Origin of the sequence: uncultured Thioclava sp., from assembly GCF_913064665.1 — a bacterium.
Lineage (GTDB): Bacteria > Pseudomonadota > Alphaproteobacteria > Rhodobacterales > Rhodobacteraceae > Thioclava > Thioclava arctica.
In genome coordinates this window covers 60164-80371 of record NZ_CAJYBT010000003.1, presented here as the reverse complement: position 1 = coordinate 80371, position 20208 = coordinate 60164, and the positions used below count along the sequence as shown (strand labels likewise).

At 58.9% G+C, this 20208-nt stretch carries 18 protein-coding genes; 6 read left to right on the top strand and 12 right to left on the bottom strand.

What is annotated here, in order from left to right; genetic code table 11:
• Positions 1-29: 29 nt before the first annotated feature.
• Positions 30-1070: an AI-2E family transporter gene (locus tag QZ571_RS01950; RefSeq protein WP_295530899.1), complete on the top strand. Its 1041-nt coding sequence runs from the start codon at positions 30-32 to the stop codon at positions 1068-1070.
• Here the strand turns inward: QZ571_RS01950 and QZ571_RS01945 are convergent, their stop codons facing one another.
• From QZ571_RS01945 to QZ571_RS01930, 4 genes are read right to left on the bottom strand one after another with little or no spacing between them, the layout of a single operon-like run.
• Positions 1071-2648, bottom strand: coding sequence for a phospholipase D family protein (locus QZ571_RS01945; RefSeq protein ID WP_295530896.1), 1578 nt, complete (start codon positions 2646-2648; stop codon positions 1071-1073).
• 57 nt (positions 2649-2705) lie between these two features.
• Entirely contained in the window at positions 2706-4559 is a 1854-nt protein-coding gene (locus tag QZ571_RS01940) for a sensor histidine kinase (RefSeq protein ID WP_295530893.1), read from the bottom strand.
• Complete coding sequence (locus tag QZ571_RS01935) at positions 4556-5146, bottom strand: RNA polymerase sigma factor (protein WP_295530889.1); 591 nt, start codon at positions 5144-5146, stop codon at positions 4556-4558. Before QZ571_RS01935 ends, QZ571_RS01940 begins: the two co-directional genes overlap by 4 nt.
• Entirely contained in the window at positions 5143-5301 is a 159-nt protein-coding gene (locus QZ571_RS01930) for a NepR family anti-sigma factor (protein ID WP_295530886.1), read from the bottom strand. Before QZ571_RS01930 ends, QZ571_RS01935 begins: the two co-directional genes overlap by 4 nt.
• An 87-nt stretch (positions 5302-5388) precedes the next feature.
• Here QZ571_RS01930 and QZ571_RS01925 point away from each other — a divergent pair, with 87 nt between their 5' ends.
• Positions 5389-6186 carry a response regulator gene (locus tag QZ571_RS01925; RefSeq protein ID WP_295530883.1) on the top strand — a complete coding sequence of 266 codons (798 nt, stop codon included), beginning with the start codon at positions 5389-5391 and terminating at the stop codon, positions 6184-6186.
• Between the two features lie 58 nt (positions 6187-6244).
• Here QZ571_RS01925 and mgrA read toward each other — a convergent pair whose 3' ends face one another.
• Entirely contained in the window at positions 6245-7276 is a 1032-nt protein-coding gene (gene mgrA, locus QZ571_RS01920; RefSeq protein WP_295530880.1) for an L-glyceraldehyde 3-phosphate reductase, read from the bottom strand.
• Positions 7277-7379: 103 nt separating this feature from the next.
• On the opposite strand from mgrA, the gene QZ571_RS01915 reads away from it, so the two are divergent.
• Positions 7380-8219 (top strand): YihY/virulence factor BrkB family protein, encoded by an 840-nt coding sequence (locus QZ571_RS01915; protein ID WP_295530877.1) that lies wholly within the window; start codon positions 7380-7382, stop codon positions 8217-8219.
• On the opposite strand, the gene QZ571_RS01910 is transcribed toward QZ571_RS01915, so the two are convergent.
• From QZ571_RS01910 to QZ571_RS01890, 5 genes are all read right to left on the bottom strand, one after another.
• On the bottom strand, positions 8213-11824 hold the full coding sequence (locus QZ571_RS01910; protein WP_295530874.1) for a translocation/assembly module TamB domain-containing protein: 3612 nt from the start codon (positions 11822-11824) through the stop codon (positions 8213-8215). The two genes, QZ571_RS01915 and QZ571_RS01910, sit on opposite strands and share 7 nt — an antisense overlap.
• Complete coding sequence (locus QZ571_RS01905) at positions 11824-13617, bottom strand: autotransporter assembly complex family protein (protein WP_295530871.1); 1794 nt, start codon at positions 13615-13617, stop codon at positions 11824-11826. The genes QZ571_RS01910 and QZ571_RS01905 overlap by 1 nt, the downstream gene beginning before the upstream one ends.
• Before the next feature lie 120 nt (positions 13618-13737).
• Positions 13738-14262: an NUDIX domain-containing protein gene (locus tag QZ571_RS01900; RefSeq protein ID WP_295530868.1), complete on the bottom strand. Its 525-nt coding sequence runs from the start codon at positions 14260-14262 to the stop codon at positions 13738-13740.
• Between the two features lie 140 nt (positions 14263-14402).
• Positions 14403-14906: a protein-export chaperone SecB gene (gene secB, locus QZ571_RS01895; RefSeq protein ID WP_295530864.1), complete on the bottom strand. Its 504-nt coding sequence runs from the start codon at positions 14904-14906 to the stop codon at positions 14403-14405.
• A gap of 84 nt (positions 14907-14990) precedes the next feature.
• Positions 14991-15491 (bottom strand): FxsA family protein, encoded by a 501-nt coding sequence (locus QZ571_RS01890; protein ID WP_295530862.1) that lies wholly within the window; start codon positions 15489-15491, stop codon positions 14991-14993.
• A 120-nt stretch (positions 15492-15611) separates the two neighbouring features.
• Between QZ571_RS01890 and QZ571_RS01885 the strand changes: the two genes are divergently transcribed.
• The 3 genes from QZ571_RS01885 to QZ571_RS01875 are packed head-to-tail and all read left to right on the top strand — an operon-like array spanning position 15612 to position 17753.
• Positions 15612-16271, top strand: a complete 660-nt coding sequence (locus QZ571_RS01885; protein WP_295530860.1) for a Tim44/TimA family putative adaptor protein — start codon at positions 15612-15614, stop codon at positions 16269-16271.
• Between the two features lie 4 nt (positions 16272-16275).
• Positions 16276-17163 (top strand): MltA domain-containing protein, encoded by an 888-nt coding sequence (locus QZ571_RS01880; RefSeq protein WP_295530858.1) that lies wholly within the window; start codon positions 16276-16278, stop codon positions 17161-17163.
• Positions 17160-17753: a Smr/MutS family protein gene (locus QZ571_RS01875; RefSeq protein WP_295530855.1), complete on the top strand. Its 594-nt coding sequence runs from the start codon at positions 17160-17162 to the stop codon at positions 17751-17753. Before QZ571_RS01880 ends, QZ571_RS01875 begins: the two co-directional genes overlap by 4 nt.
• On the opposite strand, the gene QZ571_RS01870 is transcribed toward QZ571_RS01875, so the two are convergent.
• Positions 17750-18844, bottom strand: coding sequence for an alpha/beta fold hydrolase (locus tag QZ571_RS01870; RefSeq protein ID WP_295530853.1), 1095 nt, complete (start codon positions 18842-18844; stop codon positions 17750-17752). The two genes, QZ571_RS01875 and QZ571_RS01870, sit on opposite strands and share 4 nt — an antisense overlap.
• Positions 18845-18899: 55 nt before the next feature.
• On the bottom strand, positions 18900-20207 hold the full coding sequence (gene hslU / locus QZ571_RS01865; protein ID WP_295530851.1) for an ATP-dependent protease ATPase subunit HslU: 1308 nt from the start codon (positions 20205-20207) through the stop codon (positions 18900-18902).
• Position 20208 lies beyond the last annotated feature (1 nt).

Here is a 20208-nt window from a genome sequence, read left to right as displayed (position 1 = left end):
CACACGAAATCAGGAGTATAAAACACACCATGAATCGCCTGGAGACCCTGTCGCGCGTCTCCCTCATCGTGATCGCTGTGATCGCTGTGGTTGGCGCGCTTGAACAGGTGGAGAGCCTTCTCGCCCCCGTCGTGCTTGCACTTGTCGTCGGGATTGTCCTCTCGCCTATTTCCGATGCATGGGAAACTAGAGGTCTGTCGCCCGTCTGGGGGGCGCTTACCTCGCTTCTTATCTCGCTGATGGTGGCGGCTTTGCTGCTGCTGGTGATCCAACCCTTGGCGGCGCAGATGATCGCGCAAGCGCCCAAGGTCTGGAATGATCTGCGCTCCAGCGTGCTTGATCTGCGCCAGATGTTTCAGGGGATTCAGGACGCCAGTGACGAGGTCACCAAGGCAATCGCGCCCGCGTCGAATCCGGGCAAAGATAGCGCCGCCCCCTCTGCGATGCCCAATGCGACCGATATGCTGATGCTCGCCCCAGCTCTGCTGGCTCAAGCGCTGGTCTATATCGGAACGCTTTTTTTCTTTCAGCTGTCACGGCGTGATATTTATGATTGGGTCGCCAAACATCTCGCGGATTCCACGCAACGCGGAAATACGGCGCTGCGTTTGCGTGCCGCTGAAAACCGCGTGTCGCGCTATTTCCTGACGATTTCGGTGATCAATGCAGGCCTTGGCCTGATCGTCGCAGCGGCGATGCAATTGATCGGCATGCCCAATGCAGCGCTTTGGGGCGTTATTGCCTTCTTGATCAATTACATTCTCTACCTTGGCCCGGCAGTGCTGGCAGTGGCGCTGATTTTCGCAGGTATCGCCGCGTTTGACGGGCTGCGTGTGCTGCTTCCCGCGCTCATCTATCTCGGCCTGAACAGCACCGAGGGGCAATTCGTAACACCCACGCTGGTCGGCAAGCATATGCGGATCAATCCGCTTTTGATCTTCTTGTCGCTGACATTTGGAATTTGGCTGTGGGGGCCGCTTGGCGGTGTGGTGGCAATCCCGCTGCTGTTGTGGGCCCTGGTGCTGACCAACAGTCTGCCTGAAGATCGCAAGCCCGCAGTCGAAAGCTGATCAAACCATCTCGTCGGGTATGAAAGGCAGCCATCTGCCCACGCGCTGAGCGGCTGCACGATCATAGGGCATCAAGAAGCCACCACGCTCATCCGGGGGCAGGTCGGCGTTTTGCTGGGCGATTTTCGCCCAAGACGCTGCGGCATTGTCCAGCTCAAAACAGCGCGGATCCGCGCCTTCGGGCAGCCAATGGCGCATGATGCGGCTGCGCATTGCCTCGATGCCATCGCTCCGGCGCAGATATATGCCAGCTTCCGTATCCCAAGCCAACGAGCGCCCGTTGAGATTCGCCGAAGACACGACCGCGGAATCGTCATCGAAAATCGACACTTTCGCGTGCAGATACACCATCGGCGCGCCATTCAGCCGGTCGCTTTCAGTCTGCTGCAGCGTAGAAGAGCGCATAGATCGCGGCTGCGCTGGATTGCCGATGAAAGCGCGTGTGCCAAAGGCCCGCTGCACGATACCAATCGCGCGGGCCTGCAGATACTCCCCAAACCGCACATCCGAGGTCAGACCTTTGCCAAAGGCCAGTTTCTCTGGGGCGGCGGGCACGATCAGGATCAGGTTGAGATCGGGGCGCTCTTTGGCCGCCTTGGCCAGGTGCTTGGCCAGCGACAGCGAGCGGAAATACTGCGTTTCAAGATAGATCAGCTTTTGCGCGCGCGCGATCAGCATTTCATGCGCAGTGGCGATCTCTCGATGCTGCGGGCTGGGCCCGATTGCAAAAGGCGCAAAGCGACGGCGGCGCGAAATCGTGCGCAGTAAACGACGAGGCGGCGCGGCGTCCTGCTCGCGTGCGGCAACCTCATGGAAATTATCAAGATGCAAGCGCGCCTCGCGGGTCACCGGACCCGTCACCATCAACTGAACATCATGCCAAGTCTGCGACCCGGCACGGGCATGATCTGGCGTATCATATCTGCGGTCATTCAGGTCTAAACCGCCAATATAGAGCCATTTTCCATCGAACAGCGCGATCTTCTGATGATGTGTCGCGGGAAAGAGTTTTGGCAGTGACAACATGCGCCGCTTAAAGCCTCGCCCGCCGTCACCCGACAAATACGCAACGAGACCGGGCATGTCGCGCAGCAAGGTTTCCCGCGAATTCTCGGGCTGCGCGTTGAGCCATTGCGCGTGTTTCGCCAGCTTTCCCATCACCATTGGCCAGAACGCCAAGCGCATGAAAAACCCCGATTGCGCCGGATGCATCAGCGCGCGGGCATCAAGACGCGCCCGCGGCCCCGCCAACTCACGCGCAGCCGCCAATAGCCGCATCGTGCGCCAAGTGCCGCGATGCAAATCTGGCCGCGCGCAGGGATCAAAATCGGCCAGGTCAATTCGGATCGGCACGCCGCGGCGCAAAACATGCACGAGCAAGTCAAACCACGTCGCCCCCACCTCGCGCCCACGCATCGAGCGCAGTTTGGTCTCAAGGTCGAAAATGCGAAACGAGAGATGAATATCCTGCCGGGCATCCAGAAATGCGCCTTCAAGCGCTGGATACGCCTCTGCCGCGGTCAGAAGCAGCTTTGTCCTGCTTGCGGCCTGAATTCCGGCTTTTAATAGACGTTCCATGCAACCCGTTCATCTACGTCGAACTCAATCGAAACTAACCACACGCCTGTCGTATGGTCACGAACTCACATCCTTACTAGCTGTCTCGCTGGCCTTGGATTTCAAGTCTTCTTCATGTCGCAACTCGCTCTCTTCCAGCGGACGCAGCGCGAAGTCCGTCACAAGTGTGTAGATTTCGCCCTCTGCCTCGATTTGTAGCTGCCCCGAGAGCTGCTGCACGAACGCATTCACCAATTGCGAGCCAAGCCCGGAACCATCGACGGTCGCAGACGGTGCAGCGTTGGGATCAACCGTGTTGCTAACACGCAGGCGGGCGCGCATGTCCTCAAACTTGCGCAGCGTGATGTCGAGCTTGGGCGTGCCGTTAGCGTTAGACGCGTATTTCATCGCATTGGTCATCGCCTCGGTTAGCAACAGCGACAGCGGCACCGCCTGATCGGGCGTCAGATGGATATCATCTATCTGACAATCCACAGCGATCCGGCGTCCCGGCCCAGTCGCCAAGCGCGTGATCTGGCGCACGATGTCTGGCAGCAATTCTTGAGCCCGAATGTCGGTCAATCCCGAGGTTTGATACAGCCCTCGGTGAATGGTCGCGAGTGAGATCACCCGTTCCTGCAGGCTTTTCATCAGACCCTTAGCCTCAGGCGTGCGGGCCTGACGCATCTGCATATTGATGATCGAGGCGATGAGTTGCAGGTTGTTCTTCACCCGGTGATGCACTTCGCGCAGCAGCACCTCTTTGTGGTGAACAATATCTTCAAGCTCTGCCTCATCATGCAGGATCGTCTCGGTCATCCGATCATAGGCTTCGGCGAGATCGCGAATTTCCGACGGGGCGCCCGACAGGCTGAGCTTGCCCACAATCCGGCTGCCCGTCGCGAAATTTGAAATCGCATAGACCAATTTTCGAATGTGGCCGATCACCAATTTTTGCATCGCAAAATAAGCTACCAGCAGGCTTGCCGCCCACATCAGAGCCGGGAACAAGATCGGCGATATATCCGCGAAAGGGCTCAGGGACGAGATTTTTTCTGCCGGCCAACTGCCCAGCGCATAAAGCTGATTTGGCACCACCTCGACGACGGAATAGACCCGCTCATGACCAAGATTTGACACGCCCGAGAAGGTCACCGCACCGGCCCCGGACAGCAGCTTAAGCGAGCGATCCGCTGGCAGATGGCCCTGCGTTCTACTGAGCCCGTCTGACGAGGTCAAAATCGTGCCTTCATGATCAAACGTCATCATCACCAAAGGGCGTTCATCGTTCATCTTGGGGCCGTCCTTGGCCAGCGACAATTCCGTGTGGGGCATCGAGATTGAGATCACCCCGATATGATCGCCCGCCTCATCATAGACCGGGTGCGCCACGCCCAGAACGGAAGTTTCAGACACTGGTGCCGCGCGATTGACGAAAAAGGTCGTGTCAGTCGCTGCCGAAATCTGTTTGAAAATATCGTGACCCGAGAAATCGTATTGCTCGCCAGTGTTGGAGCAAGTCATCAGCCCAGAATTGGGAATATAGGCAACAAGCGAAAAGCTTGGGAAGGTCGCCGCAACTTGGCGCATCAGTGCCGAACAGGCTGTTGGGTCATTGACCCGCGCCACGACGCTGCGCGACAGCAACCGCGCCGAGTCTTGGGCATGCTGAATGACGCGGGTCTCACCCGCCACAGCGCGCATCGTCTCCCCCATCAAGGCGGCTTCGGACCGGGCCTGCGCCTCGCGTGCGACCGATGAGGATTGCAGGATCGCAATGATCAGAAGCGGGAAGAGCGCGATCGCCAGCATCAGCGCCAAACGCACCCCCAAGCCATTGAATAACGCGCGCACACCTTTCGGGCGTGCGCGCCAAACTTCGGTCTCTGGCGGGATCTCGGAAGGCGCTCCTTCGGGAGCCTCAGGCGTCATGCTGCGGCGACCCCTGAACGACCCATCACAGCCAGCGAGTTCCGGTCAGGACCTGACATGATATCTTCGCCCTCTTCCAATTCGAGCATCTCAGCCAGTCGGGCTCGCGCCCGGTTTGCCCGGCTTTTGACCGTGCCGACAGCGACACCCATCATCCCGGCCGCTTCCTCGTAAGAAAAGCCCGACGCCCCGACCAAGGTCAGAACTTCGCGGTGTTCGGGGCTGAGCTGATCAAACGCGCGTACGAAATCATTCATCGCAAGGCGACCGTCATGCGCGGGTTTTTCAAACAAGGCTGCCGCGTGCACCCCATCAGGGTCGGCCACCTCACGTTTACGCTTGCGTCGGTCGGAATAAAACGTGTTGCGCAAAATGGTAAACAACCACGCCCGCAGGTTTGTGCCGCGCTCGAATTTCTCGATATTCGACCACGCTTTGACAATTGTATCCTGCACCAGATCGTCCGCCGAGGCCCCGTTTCGCGTCAGTGACAACGCAAAGGCACGCAATGCGCCAAGGTGGTCAGTCAGTTCTTCGCGCGGATCAAGGCTCTCGCTGGCTTTGGCGGTTTTGGAGGGCGTATTCATTTGCCGCCCTCCTTCGCCTTGAGCTGTGCCAGAAGATCTTTGAACCGATCAGGAACTTCTTCTTGCAAGGCCTCTTCGTAGACTCGCTTCAGATTTTCATTGATCTGTTCTTTGATACTGGACTTGGACTTTTCATCAGCCATGTCACTATACATTCTGGTTTCCGATCCCACATACTTTGCACGGAACCGAACGCAGGGCTAGGACGTTTGGTTCCCAGAAAATGAAAAAGGGGGGCTTTTATGTCCGAAGACATCGCTGGCACTATTGGGGCCAACCTACCGTATCTCCGGCGTTACGCGCGGGCCCTGACCGGCAGCCAAGACAGTGGCGACCGTTACGCGGCGGCAACGCTCGAAGCGATCCTCGAAGATACGGCGCCTTTCGAGAATAACGACCCAAAGCTTGCGTTGTTCCATGCGTTTCACCTTGTTTGGGCGTCTGCTGGTTCGCCCCTGGGAGAGCCTGACAGCCGCCTTTCGGCAAGCGCCCAAGATCACATGTCATCTTTGACGCCGAACACGCGTGAGGCGCTGCTGCTGCACTCAATCGAAGGGTTCCGCGTCGAAGAGATCGGCACGATCATGCAGGTCGATTCCGGGGAAGCTCAGGAATTGATTGATATCGCAATCCGAGAGATGGAATCCTCCGTTGCGGGCAAGATCATGATCATCGAAGACGAAGCGATCATCGCAATGGATATTCGCGCGATCGTCGAGGATATGGGGCATTCCATCACCGGAGTCGCGCGCACTCGGACCGAGGCCGTCGATCTTGCCGCCCGGGAAAAACCCGACTTGATCCTCGCCGATATTCAGCTTGCCGATAACTCGTCGGGCATTGATGCGGTCAACGATATTCTCGCCCAATTCGGTCCCGATCTGCCGGTGGTGTTCATCACCGCCTTCCCCGAACGGCTGTTGACGGGCGAGCGGCCCGAACCCGCCTTCCTGATCACCAAGCCTTACACAGAGGCGCAGGTGCAATCGGCAGTTTCTCAGGCGATGTTCTTCTCCTCGACCGAGACGCTCGCGGCCTGATCAAGCCGCATGGTCTGAATATGAAAGCCCCGGCACTGCGCCGGGGCTTTTGTTTTACCTAGCCCATCTCGGAGGAGCGTGCCCAAAGGTTGATCGCCTCATCCTGCGCGTGGCGGTCAATCTCGGCCAGTTCGGCCTCGGTAAAGTCCAAATTAGACACTGCACCAGCGCAATCGATCACCTGCGAGGGCTTTGACGCCCCAATCAACGCCGTGGTGATCCGCCCCCCGCGCAGCACCCAGGCAATCGCCATCTGCGCCAAGCTTTGACCACGCGATTGCGCGATCTCATCCAGCGCTTTGATCTTGGCGATCATCTCAGGGGTGATCACATTGCTATTTAGCGATTTCTCCTGCGCCGCGCGCGAGCCTTCGGGAATGCCACCCAGATATTTCTTCGTCAGCAATCCTTGCGCCAGCGGCGTAAACGCGATGGAGCCCACGCCCAATTCGTCCAGCGTATCCGTCAGCCCGTCACGTTCCACCCACCGGTTGAGCATGTTGTAGCTGGGCTGGTGGATCAGCAGCGGCACCCCCATATCGCGCAAAATCGCGGCGGCTTCCCGGCTGCGCTGCGAATTATAACTGGAAATCCCGATATAAAGCGCGCGGCCCGACCGCCAGATATGTTCAAGTGCGCCCATCGTCTCTTCTAGCGGCGTATCAGGGTCGAATCTGTGCGAATAAAAGATGTCGACATACTCAAGCCCCATCCGCTTGAGCGACTGATCACACGACGCAATCAGATATTTGCGCGAGCCCCATTCACCATAGGGACCGTTCCACATCTCATATCCCGCCTTTGAGCTGATGATCAGCTGATCGCGAAACCCGGCAAAATCGGTGCGCAGGATTTCCCCGAACGCTTCCTCGGCAGAGCCAGGCGGTGGGCCGTAATTATTCGCCAAGTCGAAATGGGTAATGCCGTGATCAAAAGCCGTCTGACAGATCGCACGTTTCACCTGATGGGGTGTATCATGGCCGAAATTATGCCACAGCCCCAGCGACACGGCGGGCAATTTCAATCCGGACTTTCCGCAACGACGATAGACCATTTTGGAATAGCGATCTTCGGCGGGATGATAGGTCATACTGTGTCTCCTCCTGTTAGCGGAAACACAAGCATAGCGCGCGAGGCTTCGCAAGTTGCACTCGGATGACGCTTGCGCGATGGTGCCCCAAAAGGAGAGCCCATTGCGCGATTTGGCAAAATTCGGGATCAAACTGCTGGGCAGACTGATCGACTCCAATATTACTTTGGTGGCAGCCGGCGTGGCATTTTACGCGATGCTTGCGGTCTTTCCCGGTATTTCAGCCACAATCGCCATCTGGAGCGCATTTTCCGATCCTGCGATCATCCACCAATATCTTGCGGTCGCCAGAGAGTTTATTCCCGAAGAGGCATATGGCTTGATCAACGATCAGATCCAAAGCTGGCTGATTGGGCCGCGCCCCTCGATTGGCATTGGCACGCTTCTTTCGGCTCTGGTAACCCTGTTGTCGGCGCGCGCTGGCGTCGCCGCCTTGGTCTTGGGCCTGAACGTGATCCACGACACCAAACCGCGCAACACGATCTGGAGCTTTATCTTGGGCTACCTGATGACAGTGTCATTGGTTGGCGTAATGCTGCTGGCGCTGGCGACCATCGTGATCGTGCCCATCGCGATCAACTTTCTGCCGTTTCACGAATATACCAGCATTTTGCTTACAGGTCTGCCATGGGCAGCGATGCTGTTGCTGATGCTTACAGCGCTTGGCATTCTGTATCGCTACGGCCCCAATACAAAGGGACAGCGCGATCCGGTTTTGACGTTGGGAGCGGTTTTAGCAACGGCCGTTTGGGGGATTAGCTCGCTGGCGCTCACCTATTATCTCGCCAATTTCGGCTCTTATAATAAGGTTTATGGCTCTATTGGCGCTGTAATCGCGCTGATGTTCTGGCTTTATCTAAGCGCCCTGTCGGTACTTTTGGGGGCGGCCCTGAATGCGGAACTGAATGCCCATCGCGCGAAGGCGCGACAGGGCGATCAGTAATTGCGCTCATAATAGATCCCGATCCCGCTTTTGCCATCAGACCCAACGGTGCCGCGCGCCGTGACGTTTTTGTTCACATCCAGGTTGAGATTGATTTCGGATGTGCCATCACCGGCCACAGTGACATCGGTATACAGGTTCTGAGACAGGTACTTCCCGGCCTTCAGTTGCGCATTGCCCGACGCATCGGTCGAGATATCAAGATCGTCAAGCCCGGTGCTTTTGCGCAGCTTACCGATGATCCCCTCTCCGCCTTTGCCTGCCAATGTCGCCACCGCCGAGGCCAGCTGTGCCGCTTGAATTGCTGACAGGCTTGAGACGCCCCGACCAAAGATCAAGCGTGACAGAACCTCGTCTTGGGGCAGATCAGGCGAAGATGAAAACGACACTTCCGGTGAATTCGCCTGCCCCGAAATCGCGATGGCAATCGTGTAATCGCCCTGCGTGGTGACTGCTGCGAAATCAATATAAGGCACCAGCGCCCCTTGCAGCGCAATCTGACCTTTGTTGAGCGTGAAGCGCTGCCCCAGAATATCGAGCCGCCCGCGCACAAGGTTGAACTGCCCGATCGGTACAACATTGGCGCTGGTGCCCGTGATGCGCAAACTGCCGCCCAGCTCGGCATCCAGACCCCGACCGCGCACGAAAATCCCACGGCTCGCTGCGATCGTCACATCCATTGGGTAGGGGCGCGCGCTGCTTGTCTTGGCGCCAGCATTATCCTTGCCGTCGTCCAAAAGACCGGCACGTATCAGCGTTTGGCGCACCGCCGCATTCTCGCCCACATGGGTCAGCCCGTCAGGCACCGAAGCCGCGCCGCTGATCCCCGATGAGGGCACGCGCAGCTCGGTATCGGCAAGCGTGATTTTGCCCGCAATCTTTGCGCCCCCGCTTAGCGGCCCGTCCATCGTGATCGTGCCCGAGGCGTAGGTGTCATACAGCTCTGGATCGCGCAGTCGCGCCCGATCGAGCCGGATCGTGAGATTGCCATTGAATGGCGGGCTTAAATCAATCGGGCCGTTCACCGCCAGCGTTCCGCCCGATCCCAACTGACCCGTCACCCCAAGCTGCGCCTTGCCATCCGAAAGCTGCACGCGCGTATTCACCTTTTCCAGCACCATACCAAGATTGGGCGCAACAATGCGCGTGTCATTCGCCGTGATCGTGCCCGACAAGGCGGGCAGCCCCGGTTTCCCATTCATTCGCAGATCGAAGCTTAGCGGCCCTTGCACCGAGCGCGGCGCGATAAACGAATTGGCCAAGGCTGTTTGCGCCGAGCCAGTGATCGTGAGATCAGAATTGGAGAAATCCGAGGCAACTTGGCCTGTAACTTTCGCGCTGGTGCCGCCCGGTCCATCGCCCGAAATATTCACCTGATAACCGGTGCCGTCATCCGTCACCGTGCCGCTCAGGCTGAGCGGGCCGGGAAAACCGGGTGCCAGCAAAGCCGCATTGGCAAGGCGTGCGTCCAGCGTGATCTGGCGGTTCGTATCGGTCACCGCACCATTCGCCGATATCGTAACCTGCGGGTTCTTCACGCTCAGATTCTGCAACTTCACCCGGCCGCCAGTGTAATCAGCCGCCAACGAGATAGCCGTTTTTCCTGCAAGAATAGTGTCGATTTCGGCCTGACCAATAGCAAGGTTTTGCGTCTCGGCATCCAGCTTGGCCGAGAATGTCTCACCCAAGCGCGTTACCTTGGCGTCTGCGCTTAGCCCGCCGCGATAGCCACCGCCCAGCAACGACAGATCCTTGGCCTCGACATGCGCATTCAGAACGCCATCCTTGCTGCTCAGAGTGCCCTGCGCCGAGGCCACGACGGCCCGCGTGGTCGCATTGAACGCCTTGATTGTCAGACCGTTTTCATTCCGGCTGGCGGACAGCGAAATCTTGGAGCTACCTTTGAGGGCTGCATCGGCTTGCGGCTGATTGATCGTGACATCCTGCCCCGTCACATCAAGATTGGCGTCAAACGCCCCCGTCAGCACCGTGTAATTCCCCGAAATCGAGCCTAACACCGCCCCGCTCAACGGTCTTCCGGCCAAATCCGACAGTGCCGAAATGTCGCCATCATCAAACTTAGCCGTGCCGCTGATTTTAGCGCCCTTGTTCAGATCCGCGATCCGCAGGTTGGCATCGGCGCGATAGCCCCGACCCAGCAGCGAAAGTTGCGACAGGCGCAGCGGCTGATCTTGCTGCCACGAAAACACGGCCTTGCCCGACACGAATGGTCCCACGGCTTTCGCAAGCTTCTCGTCTGCCAGCTCGATCCCGCTCGCACTTAGCACCACAGTACCGCCCACGCTGCTGGGCGAGCCTTGGCGAATACGCCCCGAGCCCGACAGAATTGCGCTGAGCATTTTGGTGCCATCTTCGCGGCGCAATGCGTTCAAGCGCCCAGAAAGAGACCAGCCATCGCCCGTCGCCTTATCATAGGCAAGTTTGATATTGCCCGATTGCACCCAAGTTTTGACCCCCGAGATCGGCAGCAGCACCTCTTGGCCTTCACCCAGACCCAACTGCCCGGTCAGGTCAAACTTGTGCGGCAGACCGCTGGCGCCAACAACCGCCGAGCCTTGCAGATTGAGCGCACGCGATTTGATATCCAGCGCACTCAGATTCGTTTGCCCCGTAGCGGTGCGCGCCCCCTGCGCTACGAATGAGACGTTTTTGCCAAAGAAATCACGATATTCCGGTGGCAATAGCGGCGAGACATCGCCCGAGAACTCCGCCGAGAATCCGGTTTCCGGCGCTACCCCTTGCACCGCGCCCTCGGGCACGGCTTTGCTAACCGAGACCTTGCCCGCGAGTCGCTGCTGGCCATCGGTGCTGAGAACGACATCGGCGGAAAATTTGTCGATCGGTCCGCTGCCCGATACGGCCAACGTAATCGCAGGGCGTCCCGGAAGGCCGATCATCTTGGAAATGATGCCCCCCTTGCCCTCATCGACCAACAGATCCAGACCCAACTCGCGTGAACCGTTGTCATAGGCCCCCGTTAGTGAGAACTTTCCCTTCTGCCCATCAATTCGATCGATATCGAGCTTGGCCTTGCCCTCGCCTCCGGCCAGCGACATTGAGCCGGTGATTTTCACCGTTGCGGCTTCGCCGATGACCGTCTGGCCAATGATCACCTTTTTCGCGTCGATCTTGCCGATCTTCAGTGCGACAGGCAGGTCGGGCAATGAAAACGGCTTGGCCTCGGGCGAGGGCGCAGGCGTGCCGGTCGCAGAGGTGCCGGGCAAGCGCGGCAAGTCTATTTCATTGGCGGAAAGCTCATCTATCTCGATTTTACCGGTCAAAAGCGCGGTGCGGTTCCATTGAATCGCCCCGTCCTTGATCGTCAGCCACGCCCCCTGATCATCCGAAATCGTCAGCGAGGTAAAGGTTGCACGCGAACTCAAAGCACCCGCGAAGCCATCAAGGCGCACCGACCGCCCGGCACCCGAAAGCGAATCCTCGATCAGCCCGGTAAGATAAGAGCGATCACGCTGCGTCTGTGCCTCGGTCGCCGCCCCGGCGCCTTGATCTGCAGGCGTGCTGTCTTGGGCAAAGCCACCCAAAGGCCAAATCACCAGCGCAAGCGATAGAAGAACCCGTTTCATCAAAATGCCTGCCCAATCCCGATATAGACCTGTGCGCCGCTGCCCGTGCCGCCGCTGACCGGGAAGCCAACATCAAGGCGGATCGGGCCCACCGCTGTTTTATAGCGCAGACCCAGCCCCGCGCCCGCCTGCGAACCGCTTTGGCCACCGCCCGCGATATAGCCGTAGTCATAAAATGCCACGATACCGATAGACTGGGTCACACCGATGCGTGCCTCACCCGAAACGCCGACAAATTCAGTGCCACCGGTTGTCAGAGTGCCGCCATCCAGAACCGTGACGCCAAGCGATTGGTAGGGTTGGCCGCGCACGCTTCCACCACCGCCGGAATAAAACAGATAGTCGCGCGGCGTTTCTCCAAGGCTTGATCCGAATACGCGCCCAAGTTGCAGCCGTCCCGCCAAGACGAACCGGTCCCGCGCGCCAAAGCCCTTATAGCCGCGCAGGTCTGTGCTTAGCTGCGCACCCGTCCCGGTCTCTCCTCCAAGGCCGACGAACGGTGTCAATCCGGTCTTGATGTAATATCCCTTGGTCGGATCGAGATCATTGTTGCGATTGTCATAGATCGCAGTGGTCGGGAAATAGATCTGGCGAAAGAAGGTCTCGCCAGAGCTATCGGTCACTTTCGACCAGCCATATTTGATCGCCGTGTCGACCGTCAGTTTATCGCTGAAGATGCGGCTGGCACCGAAGCCAATGTCAAAGGCGTTCTCATCGTAATCTACTTCGTTAACTTGGCTGATCTCGGTCTCGAAATAGGCCGAGGTGTCGGGGCCGAAGGTTGCCGGGCGTTCGATCCGCGTGCCCAGCGAATAATCGGTGCCTCCCGTTGCGCCGCCGATCCCGCTGATCGCACCATCGAGGCGAAACCGCTCACCGCCACCAAACAGATTGCGATGCAGCCAATAGGCAGTCAGCCCGATCCCTTCATCACTGTTCAACTCGGCCCCCGCGCCGATCTTACGTGGCTTCTGCTCGACCACGGCAAGGCTGACATCCATGCTGTCATCGGGGTTGAGGGTTTTCGCCTCGGTCACGGCGACAGAGCTGAAAATGCCGGTGCGCCGCAGCCGCGTCTGTACCTTGTCCAGTTCCTTAGGGTCATAGACCTTGCCCGTGGGAAAGCCCGCAATCTGGCGCAGACGCTTGGTCCGCAGGCGTTTATTGCCCGACACGTCCAGCGCACCAAAATGCACCAAGGGCCCCGGGGCAAGCCGAACGTCAGCCGCGAGCGTATTTGTGCGGTGATTGGCAACGATCGACTGACCGGAGACCTGCGCCTTGGCATGGCCATCCTCGCGCCAACCGTCTACCCCAGCCGTCGCCGCCTCGACGACCAAGCCTGATTTTGCAGGCTGACCGACGGCGAACCCCTCGGGCAGCTTTGTGTCTGGCGCGAGCGGTGCGACTATCGCCTTGGAGAATCGAAAATTCGGGCCCGGCATGACGGAGACGACAACATTTCGGACGGCCTTGGGGGCATCCAAGGGCGAAATCGACGCCGCCTCACGCCCATCAAGTTTGATCGACACGACCCCCGAATAGTAGCCTTGTGAAAACAGCGTCGTGACGATGCGATTGTAATCAGCGCGCGCCGCGGAAAAGATATCCTGCGCATCTTTGCTTTTGTCGCCGACCGATTGCTGCAGCAAGGACGCGCCCGTGATCGTATCGCGCAAGCTGCTTGAAGCGCCCGGGGTTGTGAAGCTCAGATCATATGCCGCCGCCGGCATTGCCGCCAACGCGCTTATCGCGAGGCTGAGTGTAAATTGCTTGATTTGTCCCGGTCCCATATCGCGCCCCTATCTGCCGGGGCAAGGTCGCAAGTATTAGAGTTAAACGCCAGAGGATGCGCGAAGTTCCGCGACCATTGTGAACGTAATAGGCGGAAATCTACCAAGGCAATGTCAGGTCTAGCAGATTAGAGTCGAAAAAATGCGGTCCATATGCTCGGCGAGATAGATCCGCAGCCATTTTGAAAAACGCTCGGGATGGCGGCGGACCTCGGCGGCCAAATCATAAAGCCCCACCCAACGCGTCGCACTGACCTCGTGGGGATCGGGGGTGATCTGCAATCCGGGACGGAAATGGGCGAGATATACCTCTACCACCTCATGTTCGATAAACCCGTCCTCCACGTCGGCGCGATATTCCACACGATCCGCATGGGCCGGATACAGCCCGGTGATCCCCAGTTCTTCGCGCAGGCGGCGAACGGCGCAATGCTCGGGGCGCTCATCCCAATCAGGGTGCGAACAACAGGTGTTTGACCATTTCCCCACCGAATGGTCTTTGCCCGCCGCGCGCTTCTGGATCAGCAACTGGTCGCCATCCATGACAAAAATAGAGACGGCCCTGTGGCGAAGTCCCCGCGCATGCGCTTCATTCTTGTCAACCGGCATCAGCGTGTCGCCGACCCAGGCTTGAATCCGTGTCATCGTGATCGCGCCCCATGCGAACGCGCGCTGCAAACGCAGAACGCCGCCATAGGATGAGTATGGCGGCGTTCAAAGTCACGGTGTCAGCTTGTCCCTGAGGCAGCATGCCGCGCCTCGGGGCTGTCAAGCGGGCAGAACGATCAGGACAGGGTCGCTTGCTCGCCCGATTCCGATTGCTGGCGACGTGCCAGTTCGGCGCGATACAGCGCTACGAAATCCACGACCTCAAGGTTGAAGGGCGGGAAGCCACCATCGCGCGTCACGTCCGAAACGATCCGGCGCACGAAGGGGAACAACTGGCGCGGGCATTCAATCAGCAGGAAGGGGTGCAACTGGTCTTCGGGCACGCCCTCGATGTGGAAAATTCCGCCGTAATCGACTTCGAGCAGATAGAGGGTCGAATTGTCGGTCTGGTTCGTCGCGGTGACTTTGAATTTCGAGATCACTTCATACTGGTCGTCTTGCGCGCGTTTCTTGGCGTCAAGGCTCACCTGAACCTGCATTTCGGGCTGGATATCAGCCGCTTGCAGCCCTTTGAGAGCGACGTTGTTCTCGAACGAAAGATCGCGCACAAATTGCGCGAGAATATTCATCCGCAATTGTGGCTGTTCAGTGGTATCAGCGCCATTGGCTTGATCAGTCATCTCTATCTCCAACCTTGTTTGCGCCGGGTGTAGCATTGCTCGGCGCGCGTCTCAATTCTCAATAACGGGTCTTGGCAACTTGTCTCAATGCCGAGTCCAACCGGATGGCCCGTCGCGCGGTGGCGTGCGTGGGGTTATCTCGTCGATTTCCTCGGCATCAATGACATCAGGATCGTGCGGACGCCGGCGATCTGCCCCACCCGGAGGAAACGGCCCGCCGCCCATCTCAAAGCGCGCGACCGTCACCCGGCTGGCCAGCCGCGTCATCACCCAGTTGCGCACACCGGGGATCAACAGCAACAAACCCAGTGCGTCGGTGAAAAACCCCGGCGTAAGCAGTAACACACCTGCAACCAAAATCATCGCCCCATGCGCCAGGGGCCGCGAAGGGTCGCTTAGCTCATTGAGGGAACGGCGCAAATCCTCAAGCGCGCGCGCGCCTTCGCGACGCACAAGCGTCGTGCCCAGAACAGCTGTGATCACCACGATTGCAAGCGTCGGCCCCAAGCCGATCATCCCACCGACCTTGATGAACAAACCGATTTCAATCAGCGGCACGGCCAAAAAGGCCAAAAAAATCCACATATCATCCTCTTTTTCCGGTCCGCGCGCTTATGGTCGCGCAGGTGGACTTGATCCTGTTGCTGCCTTACATAAGTAGCCTACACGCGATACACAAATGCAGTCCGTTTCACAGGGGTTTCGATGTCCAGCGCCGTCATCCAGTTAATTGTTCTCGCGGCGATCGCGATCTTTTTGATTATTAAGCTGAAAAATGTCCTCGGGACGCGGGACGGCTATGAACATCCGATCGAGCCCGAGCAACAACCCGCCCCCGTCGCGAAGCGCGATTTTGAGGTGATCGAAGGCGGGCCCGACCCCGACATCGTCGATCATGTTGACGAAGGATCAACCGCCGCCGTGTCGCTGACTGCGATGAAGCGGGTGGAGCCGAAATTTTCGGTCTCGGAATTCCTGCAAGGTGCGCGCGGCGCGTATGAAATGATCCTGATGGCATTTGAGACGGGCGATATCGAGAAGATCAAGCCATTCCTCTCGCCCGACGTCTATGAGGCGTTTGAGGGTGCGGTGAATGCGCGCAAGGAACAAGGGCTTGATGTTCAAGCCGAGTTCCTTGGATTGCGCGAACTGGTTCTGAGCGGTGCCGATTTCGACCATGCCACGAACGACGCCGAGGTGACGGTGCGTTTTGGCAGCGAACTGATCTCGGTGGCGCGCAATACGGCAGGCGAGGTCGTCGAGGGCGATCCCAAAGCCCCACGCAAACAGCGCGACGTCTGGACCTTTGCGCGCAAGATGGGCAGCAATGACCCGAACTGGCAGCTTGTCGCCACGGGCGGCTGAGTGCGTGGCTTCTAAGTTGCACAACCTTCCCGGCTGGGACCGGGATGATCACGCCGCCGCATGGGCGGCGTTTTGCATCACTGCCGATCTGTTCGGTTTTGCCCCCGTCCAGACTGACGATCCACGTGCTGCGTTTGAGACCTTGTTCGAACCTGTCGAGATCGATGGTGAAAACGGTGCGCATTTCACCGGATATTACGAACCGGAACTGACGGGCGCGCGCATGAAATCCGCGCGCTTCACACATGCGCTTTATGCGAATCCCGGCGGTATAGAGCCTGATCAGCCTTGGTTTTCTCGCGCCGATATCGCGGCAGGTGATTTGCTGGCAGGCCATGAACTTGTCTGGGTTGAAGACGCGATCGAGGCGTTCTTGGCGCAGGTGCAGGGCTCGGTGCGCATCAAGCTGGACGATGGTCAATCGCTGCGCCTTGGATATGACGGCAAGAACGGGCACCCCTATCGTTCGATCGGTGCGCAACTGGTGGCGCAAGGTGTCGCCCCCGTCGCAGAAATGACGCCTGACCGCATCCGCGACTGGTGCAAGGCGCATCCCGAACAGGTGCAAGACCTGCTCAATCACAACCCGTCCTTTGTCTTTTTTCGCACTCTTGATCTGCCCGACGATATGGGCCCGCCCGGTGCAATGGGACGCCCTGTCACGCCCGGGCGCACCCTTGCCGTCGATCCTGAAATCGTTCCCTTGGGCAGCCCGGTCTGGATTGACTGCCCCGGCTTTGGCGCACGTCTGATGGTCGCACAAGATATCGGGTCCGCCATCAAGGGCACGGGACGTGGCGACATCTTCATCGGGTCGGGTTTGCAGGCAGGCGAACGTGCGGGCGCGATCAACACCCTAGGTCGCATGGTCGTCCTGCGGAGACGCGCATGAGTGGGCGGCGCAAACTCACCCCCGAAGAGCGTGAATTGTGGTCCCGCGTCGCCGCCAGCACCCGCAGCATCCGCGAGAAACATGACGATTCCGCTGAATTAGAGTCTTTTCTTGACGGAACACCACCGCCAAAACCGCCCAAGCCAGAGCTACGCGGTTTTCATCTGGGGCAGCATTCGAAACCCAGCGCGCAACGCTTTGACCTCGCGCCCAGCCCGGGCGAACACCTGGCACGCCAACCCGTGGTGATGGATCGCAAGGCCCATAAGGCGATGACGCGCGGCAAGCTGAAACCCGAGGCGACGCTGGATCTGCATGGCATGACGCTGACCGAGGCGCATCCTGAATTGATCCGATTTATCCTCAACACCCAAAGTCACGGCAAACGGCTGGTGCTTGTGATCACAGGCAAGGGCAAGCGCGGCGACGATGATGGGCCGATCCCGCGGCGCGTTGGCGTGCTGCGCCATCAGGTGCCGCAATGGCTGCGCATGCCACCACTTGCGCCTGCGGTGATGCAGGTGAACGAGGCCCATCTCAAACATGGCGGCGGCGGTGCCTATTACGTATATCTGCGCCGTCTGCGCTAACCCCCGGATTGCGCCAGAGGGCTGAGCACGATCTGGGTCGCGTTGTCGACCGTCAGTATGACCGCCGAGGCAAGGCTTGTGCGGCCGATCTGCTCTCCAGTCAGAACCTTTGCCACCTGCCCGGCCCGGTCCAGCAATTTGATGAGCGCCGGAGATTGGGCGAGATCGAAATGCCCGTCGCCCACGCTGAACGCACCAACATCAACGATGGTGATCTTGTAGCGCGCGACGCGTTTGAAATCCTTGAGATCGCCCAGCCGATCCTCGGCACCGGAAAGTCGCGCCGATAGTTGCAGGGCTCGATCGCGCTGAGAGGTGAAGATAACGAAGGGCTGCGGCAGTGTTTTGAGCGCTTGCGCCTGCGACAGAAACACATCGACGGCAATATCTGGCGAGATCAGAATCACGCCGTTAATATCCCTCAACAGGCTCTGATCATGCCCCAAAGCCTCTTGGCGCAGCACTTCCATCGTCAGCTGCGCCCCCAAAGAATGCCCAATCAACAAAATCTGGCGCGCCCCGGCTGCCTGCAAATCCTCGAGTAGCTCGGACAAGCCATCGCGCGCGAACAGGGCGGAATCGCGATCATAGGCATAGCCCAGAACATGCGCGCGCGAGGGCCACGAATAATGAACGAACACGCCGGGCAGATCGAAATCCGTGCCCAACTGCGCCATCCGATACAGCCCCTCGGAGAAGTCGTTATTAAAGCCATGAACGAACACCACCGCTTGCCCGTTCTGCCGCGCCAGAGCAGCCCTTAGATCGCGACGAAACGCATTTTGCGACATGTCGATCTGGGCGCTTGAAACCATGAACTGGGTCTGCGGGTCCGCAGGTTGTCCGTCCTTTGGGTAGTCGATGGTGCCGCTCTGATGATCGGGGGGTGTCGCCACGTCAAACTTCGCCAGACGCAAATCGAAACTGCGCTCCGTCCCAAAAGGCTGCCCGGTTTCAGGATTAGGCGCACGCGTGGAGCCGACAAAAATCGTGCGTGCCTCGGGGGATGGCTGGGCCAAATAGGCAAGCCGGCCGCGCGGAGCGCAGCCAGCCAGCACGACCAAAACCATGACAATCAGCACGCGCAGCATGTTCGCCCCCGATCAGACGCCCACACGATAGCAAAGCTGCGCTACGATACCACCATCAAAGAACGTAACGGCTTAAATCGCTGTCACGAGTCAACGCCCCGATTTCCTTTTCAACGAATGCGGCATCAATCGTCACGCTTTCGCCTGCACGGTCGGGCGCGGTAAAGGCCAACTCCTCAAACACCCGTTCTATGACGGTATAGAGTCTGCGCGCGCCGATATTTTCAACCGAATAGTTCACCTCTGCAGCGATCCGGGCAAGCGCCTCAATGCCATCTTGCGTGAACTCAACGCTGACGTCCTCAGTCGCCATCAGCGCCTTATATTGCCGGGTGAGCGCATTATCCGTCTCGGACAAGATTCGCGTGAAATCTTGTTCCGTCAAAGCGCGCAACTCGACCCGGATCGGCAGGCGACCCTGCAATTCGGGCAGCAGGTCCGAGGGTTTGGCGATGTGGAACGCGCCGCTGGCGATAAACAGGATATGATCGGTCTTCACCGGGCCGTATTTGGTCGAGACGGTCGTGCCTTCGATCAAAGGGAGCAAATCGCGCTGCACCCCCTCGCGTGAGACATCCGCGCCGCGCGCATCGGCCCGCGCCGTCACCTTGTCAATTTCGTCGATAAACACGATGCCGGAATTTTGCACCGCCTCAAGCGCGGCTGTTTTGACCTTTTCATCGTCCAACAGCTTGTCCGCCTCGTCCGAGATCAGCGCCTCATAGCTTTGCGCGACCGTCATCTTGCGTTTGGCCGTGCGGTTGCCGCCGAACGCCTTGAACAGGTCTTGCAGACCCTGCATCTGCGTTTCCATGCCCGGTTGGCCGCCCATCATCCCCATCGGCATGCCACCTGAGGTGTCGGCGATCTCTACCTCGATCACCTTGTCGTCCAGCACGCCATCGCGCAGCTTCTTGCGAAACATCTCACGTGTGGCCTCACGCGCATCTGTGCCCGCCAAAGCCTCGATCACCCGATCTTCGGCCGATTTATGCGCCTGGGCCTTGACCGCCTCACGCATCTGTTCGCGGGTTTGCGTCATCGCTACATCGGTCAAATCGCGGATGATCTGTTCCACATCGCGCCCGACATAGCCAACTTCGGTGAACTTGGTCGCCTCAACCTTGAGGAAGGGCGCGCGGGCCAGCTTGGCCAGACGGCGCGAAATCTCGGTCTTGCCGACCCCGGTCGGGCCGATCATCAGGATATTCTTGGGATAGACCTCATCGCGAATATCATCGGCCAGCTTATGGCGACGCCAGCGATTGCGCAGCGCCACGGCGACGGCACGCTTGGCTTCTTTCTGCCCGATAATGAACCGGTCGAGTTCGGAAACGATTTCGCGGGGGGTCAGATCGGTCATG

Bases quoted from the DNA above. Each gene is read 5' to 3' on its own strand.
- QZ571_RS01950 (WP_295530899.1), top strand. From the start codon at position 30: ATGAATCGCCTGGAGACCCTGTCGCGCGTCTCCCTCATCGTGATCGCT.
- QZ571_RS01945 (WP_295530896.1), bottom strand. From the start codon at position 2,648: ATGGAACGTCTATTAAAAGCCGGAATTCAGGCCGCAAGCAGGACAAAG.
- QZ571_RS01940 (WP_295530893.1), bottom strand. From the start codon at position 4,559: ATGACGCCTGAGGCTCCCGAAGGAGCGCCTTCCGAGATCCCGCCAGAG.
- QZ571_RS01935 (WP_295530889.1), bottom strand. From the start codon at position 5,146: ATGAATACGCCCTCCAAAACCGCCAAAGCCAGCGAGAGCCTTGATCCG.
- QZ571_RS01930 (WP_295530886.1), bottom strand. From the start codon at position 5,301: ATGTATAGTGACATGGCTGATGAAAAGTCCAAGTCCAGTATCAAAGAA.
- QZ571_RS01925 (WP_295530883.1), top strand. From the start codon at position 5,389: ATGTCCGAAGACATCGCTGGCACTATTGGGGCCAACCTACCGTATCTC.
- mgrA (WP_295530880.1), bottom strand. From the start codon at position 7,276: ATGACCTATCATCCCGCCGAAGATCGCTATTCCAAAATGGTCTATCGT.
- QZ571_RS01910 (WP_295530874.1), bottom strand. From the start codon at position 11,824: ATGAAACGGGTTCTTCTATCGCTTGCGCTGGTGATTTGGCCTTTGGGT.
- QZ571_RS01905 (WP_295530871.1), bottom strand. From the start codon at position 13,617: ATGGGACCGGGACAAATCAAGCAATTTACACTCAGCCTCGCGATAAGC.
- QZ571_RS01900 (WP_295530868.1), bottom strand. From the start codon at position 14,262: ATGACACGGATTCAAGCCTGGGTCGGCGACACGCTGATGCCGGTTGAC.
- secB (WP_295530864.1), bottom strand. From the start codon at position 14,906: ATGACTGATCAAGCCAATGGCGCTGATACCACTGAACAGCCACAATTG.
- QZ571_RS01890 (WP_295530862.1), bottom strand. From the start codon at position 15,491: ATGTGGATTTTTTTGGCCTTTTTGGCCGTGCCGCTGATTGAAATCGGT.
- QZ571_RS01885 (WP_295530860.1), top strand. From the start codon at position 15,612: ATGTCCAGCGCCGTCATCCAGTTAATTGTTCTCGCGGCGATCGCGATC.
- QZ571_RS01875 (WP_295530855.1), top strand. From the start codon at position 17,160: ATGAGTGGGCGGCGCAAACTCACCCCCGAAGAGCGTGAATTGTGGTCC.
- QZ571_RS01870 (WP_295530853.1), bottom strand. From the start codon at position 18,844: ATGCTGCGCGTGCTGATTGTCATGGTTTTGGTCGTGCTGGCTGGCTGC.
- hslU (WP_295530851.1), bottom strand. From the start codon at position 20,207: ATGACCGATCTGACCCCCCGCGAAATCGTTTCCGAACTCGACCGGTTC.